This window comes from Pseudomonas sp. B21-019 (assembly GCF_024749225.1).
GTDB lineage: Bacteria > Pseudomonadota > Gammaproteobacteria > Pseudomonadales > Pseudomonadaceae > Aquipseudomonas.
Genome location: NZ_CP087193.1, coordinates 5,629,192 through 5,644,195, shown reverse-complemented (window position 1 = coordinate 5,644,195; position 15,004 = coordinate 5,629,192). Strand labels below are relative to the sequence as shown.

Sequence of the window (15,004 nt, the reverse complement as noted above, 5' to 3'; positions counted from 1 at the left end):
CTTGTCGGATCGCCGCACCGTCCCGCTCGGCTGCGGAGCAGTCGTGAAACCACACCGCGTGGTGCATTCGGGAGAAATGGGTTTGCAGGTTTTGGGGGCGCTTCGCACCCCAGCGGGAGCAAGCTCCCTCGCCACAGGAGATTGAATCCTACAAGGGGGAGTGGCGGATCAGTGTGTTGCGTACTTCTGTAGTCGATTGCTGATCCAGCTCCAGCCAGAACTGCTGCTTGCCGGCGATCTCGGCGGCAGCCGGCAAGCCGTCGCGATACACCAGTCGATTGCTCGCCAGCGCCGGCACTTTCACGCCCGGCAACAGGGTGCCGGCGAGGTTCAGCGGATCCACCCCGCACACTGCAATCAGACTCCCGTCATGCGGGCGCCGCCTGACTTCGCGCAGCAACGGGATCGCCTCGGGCAGGGCAAACTGTTCGCCGGCCAAACCACTGACAAACCGCCCGCCACGAATCTCGCCCCGGGCCTCCAGCCGATGGAACGTGCGCAACAATTCCCGCCAACTCGGCAACCAGTCCGCCTCGCGCTCCAGCAAGCGCCAGAACACAACGCCGTACCGGCGCAGCAAGGTCATGGCGATGTGTTCCAGGGTTTCTGTGGGTGTGGACGTCGGGCGTTGTTTATCCACAACCGGCTTATCCACAACCGGCGCGGCAGTACCACGGCGCAGCAACGCCCAGCGCCCGGCGTCGTCCATCCCGCCGACAAACGCGCCGCGCCCGCGTCGACTGCTGCGATTCTGGCGTTTGCTGGCCGGGGTGATCAGCGCCCGCAACCCGGCGAAACTGTCGGCGTTGACCAGTCCGGCGCCGACCAGTTCCTGCAAGGCGATTTCCAGTTCCGAGCGCAGCAGATGGGCCTCGTGCATCAGCTCATCGAAAAACAGCGCGCCGTGCTGGCTGAGCGCTGCATGGACCTTTTGTGTTTTGGGCGACAGTTCGCTGACCGGCGTCTGCTCGGTCAAGCTGCTCCACAATCCGACCTGATTACGCGGCAGCAGCAGAATCGGCGTGCTGCGCAATGCTGTGCCGGTGCTCTTGTTGCGCGCGGTCAGGCGGGTCCAGACCAGTTTGCCGCTGCGGCATAACTCATCCAGCCAGCTCGCCGAATAGTCTTTGAGCCGCGCCGGCAGAATGTCGCTGTCCCATGCCGAAGCGGCGGCGGGGTAGCCTTCGAACTGGCTGATGATCGCCGGCAACACTGCGCTGCCCTGGCCTCGGCTCGCGGTGGAAAGATGCTGCCAGTCGAACAGAAAACGCATGAAATCCTGCAACGCCACCGGCTCGATTTCCCGGCGCAGCCGTTTGACCGTGTAGCGATGAATCCGCGCCAGCAGATGCCGTTCGCACCATTCCTCTTCGCAAGCGTCCGGGCTGAACTGCCCGCGCAGCACGTAACCTTCACGTTCCAGTTGGGCCAGGGCCTGAGTGACTTGAAGTGCCGGTAAACCAAGCGGTTCGGCAATCGCCTTCAGCGGCAACGGACCAAACGCACTGAGCCGCGCGCGGACCACTTCCAGCACCGCTTCGTCCGGCTCCCAGATTTCATTGAAACCGGGCAAGGCCTCCAACGACGGAAACAACGTGGCCTGTGGATAAATCGCCCGCAGGCAGGTCAGTCGCTCCAGTGGCAGCCACAGCGATTGCTTGGCGTTGATCTGCAAACGGCTGGCGCGGCCACTCTCGGCCAGGGTGTTCAGCCATTCGAGCCAATTCGGGTTGGCCCGGGCCTCGGCGTCGGTGATGCACGCCAGGCTCATCAAGGCCTCATGCATTTCATCGAGGCCGGTTGGCGTTGGCCAGGCTTCGTCGCGCACCGCGGCAATCGCCTCGGCGTCCAGCGCACCGAGGTCGTTGGTGGACTGCGGATCGCTCCAGCGGCGGTTGAGCACCGCCTGAGTACGGCGTTCTTCCAGCGGCGCGTCGTCGAGGAAGGTGTAGGGGCGGGCACTGAGGATTTCTGCCGCCAGTGGCGAAGGCGCCGGCAGGTCGCGGCTGATCAGGCGGATATCGCCCTGTTCCATGCGCCGCAACAATGCCAGCCAGCCTTCGCTGTCCATGGCCTCGTGCAGGCAATCGTCGAGGGTTTGTTCCACCAGCGGATGGTCGGGAATCTCGCGCTCGCCGGCGAGGTTTTCCACGCAGGCGATCTGATCGGGAAACACGCTGGCGATCAGGTCCTCGCTTTTCATCCGCTGGATCTGCGGCGGTACTTTGCGCCCGCCGCTGTAGCGCGGCAGCGCGAGGGCGACCCCGGCATTCCAGCGCCAGCGTACGCCGAACAGCGGGGCTTCGAGCACCGCTTGAGTCAGGATATGTTCGGCGCTGTTGCTGTGCAGGTAGCGCCAGACGTCGTCCAGCTCGAAGCTGTGGCTGGTGGACAGCGACAACACGATGGCGTCCTCGCTGGCGGCGGCCTGCAATTCGAAGTTGAAGGTGCGGCAGAAACGCTTGCGCAGGGCCAGGCCCCAGGCGCGGTTGATGCGGCTGCCGAACGGTGAGTGGATGATCAGTTGCGTACCGCCTGACTCGTCGAAAAAACGCTCCATCACCAGTGTGTCCTGGGACGGCAAGGCGCCGAGGGTCAGGCGGGCCCGGGCCAGGTAGTCGACCAGTTGCTCGGCGCTGGCGAGGTTCAGGCCGAGGGTGTCGGTCAGCCAGTCGAGGGCCGGTTGCAGATCGCCGGGTGTGGCGGCGAGCAGTTCATCGAGTTGCGCTTGCAGGCGGGCCACGGCGAACGACAGTTCATTGCTGCGACCGGGTGCTTCACCGAGCCAGAACGGAATGGTCGGCGGCTGGCCCTGAGCATCTTCGACCCGGACCTTGCCGGTTTCGACCCGCAGGATTCGATACGACGTATTGCCCAGCTGAAAGATATCCCCGGAGATGCTTTCCACCGCGAAGTCTTCGTTGACGCTGCCGATGTTCAGCCCCTGAGGCTCCAGCAACACGCTGTAGTCGGCGTTGTCGGGAATCGTCCCGCCGCTGGTCACGGCGGTCAGCTTGGCGCCCCGACGGCCGCGCAGGGTGCGGCTTACGGCGTCCCGGTGCAGGTACGCGCTACGCATGCCCTGGCGACCGTTGTAGCCCTCGGCGAGCATGTGCAGCAGCGCCTGATAATGTTTTTCGTCGAGCTTGGCGTAAGGCGAGGCTTTACGCAGCGTCTCCAGCAACGCCTGCTCGTGCCATTCCTGGCAACTGACCTCGGCGATGATCTGCTGGGCCAGCACGTCCAGCGGCGCTTCGGGGATCAACAAGGTGTCGAGTTCGCCACGGCGCACGCAATCGAGCAAAGCGGCACATTCGATCAGGTCGTCGCGGGTGGTGGCGAACAATCGGCCCTTGGGCGTGCCGCCGACCTGGTGCCCGGAGCGGCCGACCCGTTGCAGAAAACCGGCAATCGAGCGTGGCGAAGCGATCTGGCACACCAGGTCGACGTCGCCGATATCAATCCCCAGTTCCAGCGAGGCGGTGGCGATCAGCACTTGCAGCTCGCCGCGCTTGAGCCGTTGCTCGGCGTCCAGGCGAAACTCCTTGGCCAGGCTGCCATGGTGGGCGGCCACCGCGTCTTTGCCGAGGCGTTCGCTCAAGTGTCGGCTCAGGCGTTCGGCCAGGCGCCGGGTGTTGACGAAAATCAGCGTGGTCCGGTGTTCGCGGGCGAGGGCGGCGAGGCGGTCATAGACCAGCTCCCACACGTCGTTGGCCATCACCGCTGACAACGGCACGGGCGGCACTTCGATATCGAGATCCCGTGGGCGGGCATGGCCGATGTCGATGATTTCGCAGTCGCGATCACCGCCAACCAAAAAACGCGATACCGCCTCGATGGGTTTTTGCGTGGCGGACAGGCCGATTCGCACCAGCGGTTGCGGGCAAAGCGCTTGCAGGCGCTCCAGGCTCAGGGCCAGGTGACTGCCGCGTTTGCTGGCGGCGATGGCGTGGATTTCGTCGACGATCACCGTTTGCGTGGTGCCGAGCATTTTCCGGCCGGAGTCGGAGCCGAGCAGCACGTATAAGGATTCCGGAGTGGTCACCAGAATGTGCGGCGCGGTTTTGCGCATGGCCGAGCGGTCTTTTTGCGGCGTATCGCCGGTGCGCACGGCAGTGCTGATCGGCACGTCGGGCAGGCCCATCAGGCGTAACTGCTCGGTGATGCCGGCCAGCGGGTTTTGCAGGTTGATCCGGATGTCGTTGGACAGGGCCTTGAGCGGCGAAACGTAGACCACCAGGGTTTCGTCCGGCAGGCCATCCGGGTTTTCCAGGCCGCGATGGACCAGATCGTCGAGCACGGCCAGAAACGCGGTGAGGGTTTTGCCGGAGCCGGTGGGCGCGGCAATCAGCGTTGAACGGCGCTGGCGGATCAACGGCCACGCCCGGGCCTGGGCGGCGGTAGCCGTCGCGAAGGTGTTGCTGAACCAGGCGCTGACGGCGGGGTGGAAACCGTTCAGCGCGCTGTCTGCGGGGATGGGCAGGTTCATGAACCAATTTATGCGGGTGGGGACGGGAAGTTGCAAGTACCGCTCAGGCTCTGTGTTGATCCTGAGGCCAGTAGCCGCACCACAAATCCTCGGGAACTACACTTTACGGGTGACGGTTGCGCACTAAACCCGCAAAATGCAACGATTCCGGCAATTATTGAGGACATCGCCTGCGGGCGCTGTCGATAAAGCCATCGTTCCAATCAGACTGGGCCTGCTGACTCTATGCGAATGCGCCTTATGTTACTGGGCGGCGGAAATGCCCTTGGGCAGGCGCTGATTCGCCTCGGTGCGGAGGAAGACATCGGTTTCCTCGCCCCCCGCCCACCACAAGACGGCTGGGACGCCGCGAGCCTGACGCAACTGCTCGACGATACCCGTCCGGATGCGTTGATCAATCTCGCCTACTATTTCGACTGGTTCCAGGCCGAGACCGTCAGCGAACAGCGTCTGGCCGGGCAGGAGCGCGCCATCGAGCGTCTGGCCGAATTGTGCCAGCATCACAACATCGTGCTGGTGCAACCGTCGAGTTATCGCGTGTTCGATGGCTCCCGGGCGACCGCCTACAGCGAAAAAGACGAACCGGTACCGTTGGGTCTACGCGGTCAAGCTTTGTGGCGCATCGAGCAAAGCGTGCGCGCCACCTGTCCGCAGCACGTGTTGCTGCGTTTCGGCTGGCTGCTCGATGACAGCCCCGACGGCACCCTCGGGCGATTCCTCACCCGGGCCGAGAAAGCGGAAGAACTGCTGATGGCGGATGATCGTCGCGGTAATCCGACGCCGGTGGACGATGCTGCCCGGGTGATCATTTCGGTGCTCAAGCAACTCGATTGCGCGGCGCCGCTGTGGGGCACTTACCACTACGCCGGGCATGAGGCGACCACGCCGCTGGCACTGGGGCAGGCGATTCTCACTGAAGCACGCGCCCTGCACCCGCTGGCCATCGAAGCGCCGACTGCCCAGGCTCACGCCGCGCGGCCCGACGCTGCCGAAGAACCGCAACACGCGGTGCTGGCCTGCAAGAAAATTCTGCACACTTTCGGGATCAAACCCCGCGCCTGGCGCGCGGCACTCCCGGGCTTACTGGATAGGTTTTATCGCCATGGCTGACGGCCCTGTTTTAATCACCGGCGGCGCCGGTTTCATCGGTTCGCACCTGACCGATGCCTTGCTCGCCAAAGGGCATTCGGTGCGAATTCTCGATGACTTGTCCACCGGCAAACGCAGCAACCTGCCGATGGACAATCCCCTTGTCGAACTGATCGAAGGCGATGTCGCTGATGCCGCCCTGGTGGCACAGGCGATGCTCGGTTGCAGCGCGGTGGCGCATCTGGCCGCGGTGGCTTCGGTGCAGGCTTCGGTGGATAACCCGGTGAAAACTCACCAGAGCAACTTCATCGGCTCGCTGAACGTCTGCGAAGCCATGCGTCAGGCCGGTGTCAAACGCGTGTTGTACGCGTCCAGCGCAGCGGTCTATGGCAACAACGGTGAAGGCGAGTCGATCGATGAAGACACGCCCAAGGCACCGTTGACGCCGTATGCGGCGGACAAGTTGGCGAGCGAGCATTACTTCGATTTCTATCGCCGCCAGCATGGTCTGGAACCGGTGATTTTCCGCTTCTTCAACATCTTCGGCCCGCGCCAGGATCCGTCCTCGCCGTACTCCGGGGTGATCAGCATTTTCAGCGAGCGCGCGCAGAAAGGCCTGCCGATCACCGTGTTCGGTGATGGCGAGCAGACTCGGGATTTTGTCTACGTCGAGGACCTGGTGGACGTGCTGGTGCAAGCCATCGAGAAACCGCAGGTTGAGGTCGGCGCGGTGAATGTCGGCTGGAATCAGGCGACGACTCTCAAGCAGATGCTTGAAGCCCTTGAAGCCGTGGTCGGCAAGCTGCCGCCCGTTAGCTACGGCCCGGCGCGTTCCGGTGACATCCGCCATTCACGAGCGAATAACCGGCGTTTGCTGGAGCGGTTCACCTACCCGGAGCAGACGCCGATGAGCGTTGGCCTGGCGCGGTTGTTGGGGCACTGAGGTTTTACACAGTCGTGAAAAAGGCGCCTTGAAGGCGCCTTTTTTGTGTGTCGAATATGACCGATGCAGTTCTTTGTGGTGAGGGGGCTTGCCCCCGTTGGGTTGCGAAGCAGCCCCACTGCATTTCGCCTGACGTCCTCATCGGTTGGATGGCGCCTGCTGCGCAGGCGAACGGGGGCAAGCCCCCTCGCCACAGTTCTTTAGAACTTGTAACCCAGACCGACCATGTAGATGAACGGATCGACGTCCACGTTCACCCGTGCGCGGGTGCCCGGGGCCACGGCGTTGTTCTCGACGGTGGCACGGGTGTCGATGTCGATGTAGCGCACCTGGGCGTTGATCATCACGTTGTCGGTCAGCATGTAGTCGGCACCGACTTCCCAGGCCAGGCCCCAGGAGTTTTTCGCGTTGAAGTTGCTGAAGCCATTGGCGCTGGCTTCGCTGCTGACGTGCTCGTCGTAGATCCAGGTGTAGTTGATCCCGCCGCCGACATACGGCTGGAATGCGGACTTGGCATCCATCGGATAGTAGACCAGGCTCAGGGTCGGCGGCAGGTGTTTCAGGGTGCCGAGTTTGCCGTTGGCGGCGCCGAGCGCGGTGCCTTTGAGCTTCACGTCATGCTCGAACGGCGAGGCCGCGAGCAGTTCGATCCCCAGGTGGTTGGTGATCATGTAGGCGAAGTTCAGGCCCAGTTGCGTGTCGCTGCTCATGGTGGCCTTGCCACCCAAGTCGGCGCCCTTCAGCGGGCCTTGATCGACTTTGACGCTGGAGCTGTCGGCTGTCGGATTGACGGTGATCGCACCGGCCCGAACGATGATATTGCCAGCCTCATGGGCATGGGTGAGCGGGGCTGCGAGCGCGAGGGCAAGCAGCGAAGCGCTGAGCAGGGACTTGTGCATGGGGGCTCCAAAGGACGTTAAAAATGTTTGATGTCCAATGGTAGGGATCCAACTGATACGGTCTTTTGACTCAGCTCAATTAAACAGTGATGGGCTGATTTTGAGGGCCTCATCGCGGGCAAACCCGCGATGGCAGTCTTGTAGGCGACAGATAACCACCGGATTCACTCCGGCAGTTCATACACATAAATCTTCTGCGCCTCCATCTGATACCCGGCATCCGCCAATTCGCTGGTGGACGCCTTGACCTGCAACGCACCTTCGACCCAGTACGGCTGGTACAGCTCATCGAGCTTCACGCCGACTTCGCTCCTGACGTGCACGATCTGGTTTGACGGCGGCGGCGGTACGTGGATGCAGGCGCCGAAATACGGCACCAGCAGAAACTCCGTGGTGCGGCCTTCTTCACTGACTTCCAGTGGCACGATGTACCCCGGTAAACGAATGTTCTGGCCATCGAGACTCTTCACTACCGGCGCGTTCGGCATGTCTTGTTTGGCTGCCGGCGCCGACTCCGCGGACAACGCGTCGCTCATCTTCGACAGGTCGTGCAGCGGCGTCATGTTCGGCACTTCCGGCGGGGCATCCGGCGGGATCATTTCCGACCAGGTCAGGTCTTTCGGTTCGGCGGCCCACAGCGGCAGGGCAACCAGCATCAACAACGCAAGCAGGGCGCGGGGCATGTTCAAGGTCCTCACAGGCGGATCGACAGGCCATCGGCCAAGGATTGGCGATAAGCGCGCCAGGCCGGCACGCTGCCCATCAGCAGCGCGGCGATCAGGATGCCACCGAGCAGCGTCCATTCATATTCGCTTGGCCAGGCCAGCGGCAGGTACAAACCGTAATTCGACTGCACGTAACCCTGCGCCACGGCGATGCCGACATACAGCAGCGCCACGCCGGCAATCACTCCCGACAGCGCCAGGGCAAACGCTTCCAGCACCAGTAAAGTCGCGATATGCCATGGCCGCGCGCCCACCGAACGCAGAATCGCCATCTCGCGGCGGCGCTCGTTGAGGCTGGTGAGAATCGCCGTGAGCATGCCGATCAACCCGGTCAGCACCACGAACAGCGAGACGACGAACAAGGCTTTTTCCGCCGTGCTCATCAAGCTCCACAGCTCCTGCAACGCCACACCCGGCAGGATCGCGAGCATCGGTTCGCCACGGAATTCGTTGATTTCACGTTGCAGCGCGAAGGTCGAAATCTTGTTGTTAAGGCCGAGCATGAACGCGGTGATCGCTTGCGGCGTCAGGTCCATGTTGCGCGCCTGATCGGCACTGACCCGACCGTTACCCCGCGCCGGTACACCGTTGTGCCAGTCGATGTGGATCGCTTCCATGCCGCCGAGGCTGATGTGCAGCGTGCGGTCCACCGGGGTGCCGGTGCGTTTGAGGATGCCGACCACGGTGAACGGCTTGTCGTCGTGCTTGACCAGGCTGATCGCCGCCACGCCATGGGCCAGCACCAGTTTGTCGCCGAGTTTGTAGTGCAGCGCGTCGGCCACTTCGGCGCCGAGCACCACTTCGAACGGATCGCTGGCGAAGGCACGGCCGTCGGCCAGTTCCAGATGCTGTTGATGGCCGTACTGGTAATGCTCGAAGTACGCCTCAGTGGTGCCCATCACCCGATAACCACGATGGGAATCGCCGAGGGACATCGGGATCGCCCACTTCACTTTCGGGTTGTTGGCGAACTGCTCGAAGCTGTCCCAGCGGATGTTGTTGGTGGCGTTGCCGATGCGGAATACCGAATACAGCAGCAGGTTCACAGAGCCGGAACGCGCGCCGACGATCAGGTCGGTGCCGCTGATGGTGCTGGCGAAACTGGCCTTGGCCTCGGTGCGCACCCGCTCCACCGCCAGTAGCAGGCAGACCGACAGGGCGATGGCGAACGCGGTGAGGATCGCGGTGAAGCGACGGTTAGCGAGGCTGGCCATGGCTAGACGAAACAAATACATCTCAAACCTCGGACGGGGTGGCGGCGCGATTGAGATCGGCCAGCGACAGGTGGCGATCGAACAGCGGCGCGAGGCTCTGATCGTGGCTGACGAACAACAGGCTCGAGCCGGCTTCGCGGCATTCGGCGAACAGCAGGCGAATGAAGTTTTCGCGAGCGTCGTAATCCAGTGCCGAGGTCGGTTCGTCGGCGATCACCAGTTCCGGCTGACCGATCAGCGCACGCGCGGCAGCGACCCGTTGCTGCTGGCCGATGGACAGCGAATCGGCACGACGGGCCAGAATGTTTTCGTCCTTCAGGCCCAGATGGGCGAGCAGGGTGGCGGCGGCCTGATCGACGCTGCCGTGGCGCTGTTTCGCCCGCTCGGCGCGCAGTTTCGAGAAGTGACAGGGCAGTTCGACGTTCTCCCGCACCGACAGAAACGGCAGCAAGTTGAATTGCTGGAAGATGTAGCCGGTGTGATCGACCCGGAAGTGGTCGCGAGCCCCGGCAGACAGTTCGGTCAATTCCTGGCCGAGCAACCGGATGCTGCCGCGATCAGGCTTTTGCACACCGCCGAGCAAGCCGAGCAGGGTGGTCTTGCCGCTGCCGCTGGGGCCTTTGAGGAACAGGGTTTCACCAGGCTCCAGGCGAAACGCCGGGATGTCCAGCAGCGGCGGGTGACCGGGCCAGCTGAAGCCCAGGTCGGACAGTTCGATGAGTGCTTGGGTCATGGCGCCGATTTCATGGGGATTGGTGTCGGATCAGAATTTCAGGGCGGCGGCCTTGGCCGTCACTTCAACCCCTTGCTGTCCGCTCGGGCTGATCAGTTGTACCTGAATCTTCTGGGTAGCCGGGAATGTGCTGAAGACAGTCGCCAGATCCAGGGTTTTCAGCGCGCCTGGGGCCGAGCAACTGAATTGGTAATGGGCGTGGATTTCGCTGTGATCATGGTGATGTTCGTGACCGTCCTTGGCCTCCTCGTGATCATCTTCGTCGGCATCCGGCTTGTCACCGAACAGCGGGCTTTCCAGTTCTTGAGTCGCGACCACGCAACCGGCGGCTTTCGGCAGGTTGAACAGTGTCAGTGGTTTTTCCAGTTGGGCGCGGACGGCGGCGACTTTAGCCTTGTCGGCGTCGGTGGTGGCGACGTGTTCGAAACCCACCAGGTTCATTGCCGGGCTTTCCAGTTCCAGCTCCAGGGTCTGGCCGTCCAGCGCCGCATTCAAACGACCGACGCCGTGTTCGTGGGCGCCGAGGCTGCCGTGCTCATGGTCGTGATCATGCTCGACAGCCGCGTGGGCGACAGCCAGCGGCAACAAGGCAAACGGCAAAGCGAGCAGCAGACGGCGCATGGCGGGTCTCCGAAAAGTAAAATGAAGAATTTGTTATGTAATCTTATAACGAAAGTGCCGAGAGTTTGACCGTCTGCTTGGCGTTGTGCAAGACCCATGGGAGCATGCGGGTCAGGTATGTGATGGAGCAGACTTATGTTGCGTATACGCGGAAGCATCGGCGACTGGCCGGTGGATTTGACCCTGGAGCTGGATGAGGGCGACTGGGCGCAGCTCGGTGCGCAGTTGCAGGCAGCCAAACCCGAGGCGAGTGTGACCCCCTCCAAACCGGTGAATCAGGACGAGGCGCTGTGGCAGATCGCCAAAGAATTGCTGCGCAAGGCCGGGCAATTGAGCGGGCCGGATTTGCTGGAGCAACTGGAAGGGCTGACCGGCAGCGCAGCGGCGGGCAAGCGCTTGTTGGTGCGCTTGCGCCACTGCGCGGACGTCAAAGTGGTGAGCGGCGGGGATACGCCGCTCTACAGCTGGATCGAGTAAGCCGCAAAAAAATCTTAATAGAGCGCGGCAAACAGCTTGCGACGGTACGTGGTCACCAACGGGTGATCGTTGCCCAGCAGTTCGAACACTTGCAGCAAGGTCTTGTGTGGCAAGCCTTCGCTGTAGCTGCGGTTGCGGATGAACAGTTTCAGCAACGCATCCAGCGCCGCATCGTATTGCTGACGGGCCAGTTGCTGGATCGCCAGTTGATAGACCGCCTCATCGTCCTGCGGGTTTTTCGCCAGGCGTGCTTTCAGGTCTGCCGCATCCGGCAAATCCCTGGCCTGACCGAGAAACTGGATCTGCGCCTTGGCGCCGGCCAGTGCGGCCTTGTGCTCATCGGTCTTGACCGCGTCGAGCACGGCTTGCGCTTCACTCAGCTCGCCGCGCTCGGTAAGGCAGCGGGCGTAGAGGATCAGTGCCTTGGCATTGGTGTTGTCTTCAGTCAGCAAGACCTTGAGTGTGGCTTCGGCGTCGGCGAAACGGCCGTCATCGAACAGCGCCTGAGCCTGTTCGAACGGATCGGCGGCGGCTGGAGGCGGCATTTGTACATGAGGTTCGAGCATCGTGCGCACAGCGGATTCCGGTTGCGCACCGGCAAAACCGTCCACCGGCTGACCGTCCTTGAACAGCACCACGGTCGGCAGGCTGCGAATGCCGAAACGCGCAACAATGTCCTGCTCGATGTCGCAGTTGACCTTGGCCAGCAGCAACTCACCCTGATAGCTCTCGGCGATGGTTTGCAGCATCGGCATCAAGGCCTTGCACGGCGCACACCATTCGGCCCAGAAATCCACCAGTACCGGTTTGTGGAAAGAGTTCTCGATCACCGACTGGTCGAAATCGGCAGTCGTGGCGTCGAAGATGTACGGCGTTTCCTGACTCATGGGGGATCTCGTAAAAGCGTGGATGAGGCCACTATAAGGCTTGGTGGGGGGCGGCTGAAAGCGGGGGTGATCCAACTCTTGCCCGTGAAGCTTTTTGCTAACCGCGCCGCGCGTGGTAAAGGCTCACATGCCGAAACTCTTCGGGCTCGGCCAGGTCCGGCAAGGTCATCGCCTCCAGCATCTCGATGCGCCGATACAGCGGATGGCGAAAATCCCGCACCCGTGAATCCGCCACCAACGCTTCCCGGCCACGGCTGAGAAACTCGTTGAGTAGCGGCAGATTTTCCCGGTCGTACAACACGTCGGCCACCAGAATCAGATCAAATCGATCCGCTTCGGCGAAAAAATCCGTCGAGTAGCGCAGCTGCACATCATTGAGTTCGGCATTCGCCCGACACGCGGCAATCGCCAGCGGGTCCAGGTCACAGGCCACCACTTCCAGCGCCCCGGCCTTCACTGCCGCAATCGCGGCCACCCCGGAACCGGCGCCGAAATCCAGCACCCGTTTGCCTTCGACCCAGTGCGGGTGTTCGGCGAGATAGCGGGCCACGGCCAACCCACTGGCCCAACAGAAACTCCAGTACGGCGGCTCGTGGAGAATCCGCCGGGTTTCTTCGGGGCTGAAGGCGCGGTCCATGTTGTCGCCGTCGATCAGCCAGAGTTTCAGCTCGGTGCCCGGTAACTCGCAGGCTACAAGCTGCGCGTCACCGAGCAGTTCACCCAACGCCTGTTGCAGGTCGAGCGGTGCAATCATGGCGCTTTGACGAATTGCAGTTGACCCAGGGCCTGGGTTGTCGGCTGTGTGACGATTTGCGCCGGCAGATGCAGTATCAACTGCCCGGACTGGCTGGCACGGCCGCGCAGTTCAACGCGAGCGCCAACCGGGAAGGATTCAGGGTTGAAACGCAGGCGAAACGGCAACACCTGATTGGTGCCGATCAGGTTGGCACTGGCGAGCAATTGTTGCGGACGACCCTTGTCGTCGATCACCAGCAGCGCCAGTTCGACTTCGGCGTCGGCCGGCACGCCCAGCAGGGTGCCGCTGATTTCACGTTGGTAAGCCGGCAGCGGGCCGAGCTCGGCAGACGCCTTGGCTTTCTTCTGTGCCTGTTGCGGCGCCGGGCCGGGCGTCGGTGGCTGGGGCTTGGGTGCATCGCTGCCACAGGCCACCAGCAGGCTGAAAAGACTGAGCAAAACGAGCGGTCGTAACGACATTGGCGGCTCCGGCAAGGTGAAAACATTATAGCCCGTCTGTATACCGCAAACCCTATGGCTTGTCTTGCCACGGGGATGCGCTACCATGGCCCTCCCATTTTTTGTTGCCTGCCACCATGCACTGTCCCTTCTGCGGTGCCAACGACACCAAGGTCATCGACTCGCGTCTGGTCGCCGAGGGCGAACAGGTGCGCCGCCGGCGTGAATGCCTGGCCTGCGGCGAACGCTTCACGACGTTCGAAACCGCTGAACTGGTGTTGCCGCGCCTGATCAAAACCGACGGCAGTCGCCAGCCGTTCGACGAAGAAAAACTTCGTGCCGGCATGCAGCGAGCGCTGGAGAAGCGCCCGGTGAGTGTCGAGCGCCTGGAATCGTCGCTGGTGCACATCAAACACAAGCTGCGCGCCACTGGCGAGCGCGAGGTCAAATCCCTCGTGGTCGGCGAACTGGTGATGGCCGAGCTGAAAAAGCTTGATGAAGTCGCCTATATCCGCTTCGCTTCGGTGTACCGACGCTTCCAGGACCTCAACGAGTTCCGCGAAGAGATCGATCGCCTCGCCCGTGAACCGGTGAAAGAATGACCACCTCCCCGGAACAAGCCATCCTCGACGCCCATTACATGGCCCGTGCCCTGGAACTGGCGCGCAAAGGTCATTACACGACGCACCCCAACCCGCGGGTTGGTTGCGTGGTGGTGCGTGATGGGCAGATTGTCGGCGAAGGCTGGCATGTGCGCGCCGGCGAGCCCCATGCCGAAGTCCACGCCTTGCGTGCCGCCGGTGACAAGGCGCGAGGCGCCACGGCTTACGTGACCCTGGAACCGTGCAGCCACCACGGCCGTACACCGCCCTGCGCCGATGCGCTGGTGAATGCCGGTGTGGCGCGCGTCGTTGCGGCGATGCAGGACCCGAACCCGGAAGTCGCCGGTCGCGGTCTGCAACGTCTGGCCCAGGCGGGTATCGCCACCGAAAGCGGCGTGCTGGAAGGCGAGGCGCGCAAGCTTAATGAAGGTTTCCTCAAGCGCATGGAACACGGCTTGCCGTTCGTGCGGGTCAAGTTGGCCATGAGCCTCGACGGGCGCACGGCGATGGAAAGCGGCGAGAGCCAGTGGATCACCGGCCCGGCGGCACGTTCGGCGGTACAACGGCTGCGCGCTCAGGCCAGCGTGGTGCTGACCGGCGCCGACACGGTGCTGGCGGACAATGCCCGCTTGACCGTGCGAGCCGATGAATTGGGCCTCGATCCCGAACAAACGGCCTTGGTCATGAGCCGTCCGCCACTGCGCGTGCTGATCGACGGTCGCCTGCGGGTGCCGCTGGACGCGCCGTTCTTCAAGGCCGGCCCGGCATTGGTCGCGACGTGCATGGCGATCGAAGAGCAATACGCCAACGGTCCGGAATGCCTGATCGTGGCGGGCGACGATGGCCAGGTCGACTTGCGCAAGTTGCTGGTTGAACTGGCTGCCCGTGACGTCAACGAGGTGCTGGTCGAGGCTGGCCCACGTCTGGCCGGGGCGTTTGCTCAGCAAGGGTTGGTGGACGAGTTCCAGATATTCATTGCCGGCAAGTTCCTCGGCTCCACGGCGCGACCGTTGCTGGACTGGCCGCTGGCGCAGATGAAAGATGCGCCCGAGCTCAAAATTACCGAAATCCGCGCGGTTGGCGATGACTGGCGAGTCATTGCCATACCTGTCCCAACGGTCAGCGTATAAT

14 protein-coding genes are annotated in these 15,004 nt (G+C 62.8%); 5 read left to right on the top strand and 9 right to left on the bottom strand.

Annotation, left to right across the window (positions count from 1 at the left end):
- Window positions 1-148: 148 nt before the first annotated feature.
- Window positions 149-4,489: a DEAD/DEAH box helicase gene (locus LOY36_RS25335; RefSeq protein ID WP_258671283.1), complete on the bottom strand. Its 4,341-nt coding sequence runs from the start codon at window positions 4,487-4,489 to the stop codon at window positions 149-151.
- A 225-nt stretch (window positions 4,490-4,714) separates the two neighbouring features.
- Between LOY36_RS25335 and LOY36_RS25330 the strand changes: the two genes are divergently transcribed.
- Window positions 4,715-5,599 carry an NAD(P)-dependent oxidoreductase gene (locus tag LOY36_RS25330; protein ID WP_258671282.1) on the top strand — a complete coding sequence of 295 codons (885 nt, stop codon included), beginning with the start codon at window positions 4,715-4,717 and terminating at the stop codon, window positions 5,597-5,599.
- The gene (locus LOY36_RS25325; protein ID WP_258671281.1) at window positions 5,592-6,521 is read left to right on the top strand and encodes an NAD-dependent epimerase/dehydratase family protein; all 930 of its coding nucleotides are present in this window, start codon (window positions 5,592-5,594) and stop codon (window positions 6,519-6,521) included. The genes LOY36_RS25330 and LOY36_RS25325 overlap by 8 nt, the downstream gene beginning before the upstream one ends.
- A gap of 200 nt (window positions 6,522-6,721) precedes the next feature.
- On the opposite strand, the gene LOY36_RS25320 is transcribed toward LOY36_RS25325, so the two are convergent.
- The 5 genes from LOY36_RS25320 to LOY36_RS25300 all read right to left on the bottom strand — a co-directional run bounded on the left by LOY36_RS25320 (window position 6,722) and on the right by LOY36_RS25300 (window position 10,713).
- Window positions 6,722-7,420 carry an OmpW family protein gene (locus LOY36_RS25320; protein WP_258671280.1) on the bottom strand — a complete coding sequence of 233 codons (699 nt, stop codon included), beginning with the start codon at window positions 7,418-7,420 and terminating at the stop codon, window positions 6,722-6,724.
- A 164-nt stretch (window positions 7,421-7,584) separates the two neighbouring features.
- Window positions 7,585-8,103: a DUF3299 domain-containing protein gene (locus LOY36_RS25315; protein WP_258671279.1), complete on the bottom strand. Its 519-nt coding sequence runs from the start codon at window positions 8,101-8,103 to the stop codon at window positions 7,585-7,587.
- Between the two features lie 11 nt (window positions 8,104-8,114).
- Window positions 8,115-9,380 (bottom strand): ABC transporter permease, encoded by a 1,266-nt coding sequence (locus LOY36_RS25310; RefSeq protein ID WP_007933653.1) that lies wholly within the window; start codon window positions 9,378-9,380, stop codon window positions 8,115-8,117.
- Window position 9,381: 1 nt separating this feature from the next.
- Window positions 9,382-10,092 carry an ABC transporter ATP-binding protein gene (locus LOY36_RS25305; protein ID WP_086945959.1) on the bottom strand — a complete coding sequence of 237 codons (711 nt, stop codon included), beginning with the start codon at window positions 10,090-10,092 and terminating at the stop codon, window positions 9,382-9,384.
- A gap of 30 nt (window positions 10,093-10,122) precedes the next feature.
- Window positions 10,123-10,713 carry a DUF2796 domain-containing protein gene (locus LOY36_RS25300; RefSeq protein ID WP_258671278.1) on the bottom strand — a complete coding sequence of 197 codons (591 nt, stop codon included), beginning with the start codon at window positions 10,711-10,713 and terminating at the stop codon, window positions 10,123-10,125.
- 135 nt (window positions 10,714-10,848) lie between these two features.
- Between LOY36_RS25300 and LOY36_RS25295 the strand changes: the two genes are divergently transcribed.
- Window positions 10,849-11,190: a hypothetical protein gene (locus LOY36_RS25295; RefSeq protein WP_019650855.1), complete on the top strand. Its 342-nt coding sequence runs from the start codon at window positions 10,849-10,851 to the stop codon at window positions 11,188-11,190.
- A 14-nt stretch (window positions 11,191-11,204) separates the two neighbouring features.
- Here LOY36_RS25295 and trxA read toward each other — a convergent pair whose 3' ends face one another.
- From trxA to LOY36_RS25280, 3 genes are all read right to left on the bottom strand, one after another.
- Window positions 11,205-12,077: a thioredoxin gene (gene trxA / locus LOY36_RS25290; RefSeq protein ID WP_258671277.1), complete on the bottom strand. Its 873-nt coding sequence runs from the start codon at window positions 12,075-12,077 to the stop codon at window positions 11,205-11,207.
- 97 nt (window positions 12,078-12,174) lie between these two features.
- Complete coding sequence (locus LOY36_RS25285) at window positions 12,175-12,831, bottom strand: methyltransferase (RefSeq protein ID WP_258671276.1); 657 nt, start codon at window positions 12,829-12,831, stop codon at window positions 12,175-12,177.
- On the bottom strand, window positions 12,828-13,292 hold the full coding sequence (locus LOY36_RS25280; protein WP_258671275.1) for a hypothetical protein: 465 nt from the start codon (window positions 13,290-13,292) through the stop codon (window positions 12,828-12,830). Before LOY36_RS25280 ends, LOY36_RS25285 begins: the two co-directional genes overlap by 4 nt.
- Window positions 13,293-13,408: 116 nt before the next feature.
- On the opposite strand from LOY36_RS25280, the gene nrdR reads away from it, so the two are divergent.
- Both nrdR and ribD read left to right on the top strand, forming a co-directional pair.
- A complete protein-coding gene (nrdR, locus tag LOY36_RS25275) occupies window positions 13,409-13,873 on the top strand; it encodes a transcriptional regulator NrdR (protein ID WP_007906838.1) in 465 nt (154 codons plus the stop codon).
- A complete protein-coding gene (ribD, locus tag LOY36_RS25270; RefSeq protein ID WP_258671274.1) occupies window positions 13,870-15,003 on the top strand; it encodes a bifunctional diaminohydroxyphosphoribosylaminopyrimidine deaminase/5-amino-6-(5-phosphoribosylamino)uracil reductase RibD in 1,134 nt (377 codons plus the stop codon). Before nrdR ends, ribD begins: the two co-directional genes overlap by 4 nt.
- Window position 15,004: the final 1 nt, after the last annotated feature.

What these genes read in the sequence shown, in the direction of transcription:
- LOY36_RS25295 (WP_019650855.1), top strand. Translation starts at nt 10,849, where the DNA reads ATGTTGCGTATACGCGGAAGCATCGGCGACTGGCCGGTGGATTTGACC.
- trxA (WP_258671277.1), bottom strand. Translation starts at nt 12,077, where the DNA reads ATGAGTCAGGAAACGCCGTACATCTTCGACGCCACGACTGCCGATTTC.
- LOY36_RS25330 (WP_258671282.1), top strand. Translation starts at nt 4,715, where the DNA reads ATGCGAATGCGCCTTATGTTACTGGGCGGCGGAAATGCCCTTGGGCAG.
- LOY36_RS25325 (WP_258671281.1), top strand. Translation starts at nt 5,592, where the DNA reads ATGGCTGACGGCCCTGTTTTAATCACCGGCGGCGCCGGTTTCATCGGT.
- LOY36_RS25280 (WP_258671275.1), bottom strand. Translation starts at nt 13,292, where the DNA reads ATGTCGTTACGACCGCTCGTTTTGCTCAGTCTTTTCAGCCTGCTGGTG.
- nrdR (WP_007906838.1), top strand. Translation starts at nt 13,409, where the DNA reads ATGCACTGTCCCTTCTGCGGTGCCAACGACACCAAGGTCATCGACTCG.
- LOY36_RS25315 (WP_258671279.1), bottom strand. Translation starts at nt 8,103, where the DNA reads ATGCCCCGCGCCCTGCTTGCGTTGTTGATGCTGGTTGCCCTGCCGCTG.
- LOY36_RS25300 (WP_258671278.1), bottom strand. Translation starts at nt 10,713, where the DNA reads ATGCGCCGTCTGCTGCTCGCTTTGCCGTTTGCCTTGTTGCCGCTGGCT.
- LOY36_RS25305 (WP_086945959.1), bottom strand. Translation starts at nt 10,092, where the DNA reads ATGACCCAAGCACTCATCGAACTGTCCGACCTGGGCTTCAGCTGGCCC.
- LOY36_RS25320 (WP_258671280.1), bottom strand. Translation starts at nt 7,420, where the DNA reads ATGCACAAGTCCCTGCTCAGCGCTTCGCTGCTTGCCCTCGCGCTCGCA.
- LOY36_RS25335 (WP_258671283.1), bottom strand. Translation starts at nt 4,489, where the DNA reads ATGAACCTGCCCATCCCCGCAGACAGCGCGCTGAACGGTTTCCACCCC.
- ribD (WP_258671274.1), top strand. Translation starts at nt 13,870, where the DNA reads ATGACCACCTCCCCGGAACAAGCCATCCTCGACGCCCATTACATGGCC.
- LOY36_RS25310 (WP_007933653.1), bottom strand. Translation starts at nt 9,380, where the DNA reads ATGTATTTGTTTCGTCTAGCCATGGCCAGCCTCGCTAACCGTCGCTTC.
- LOY36_RS25285 (WP_258671276.1), bottom strand. Translation starts at nt 12,831, where the DNA reads ATGATTGCACCGCTCGACCTGCAACAGGCGTTGGGTGAACTGCTCGGT.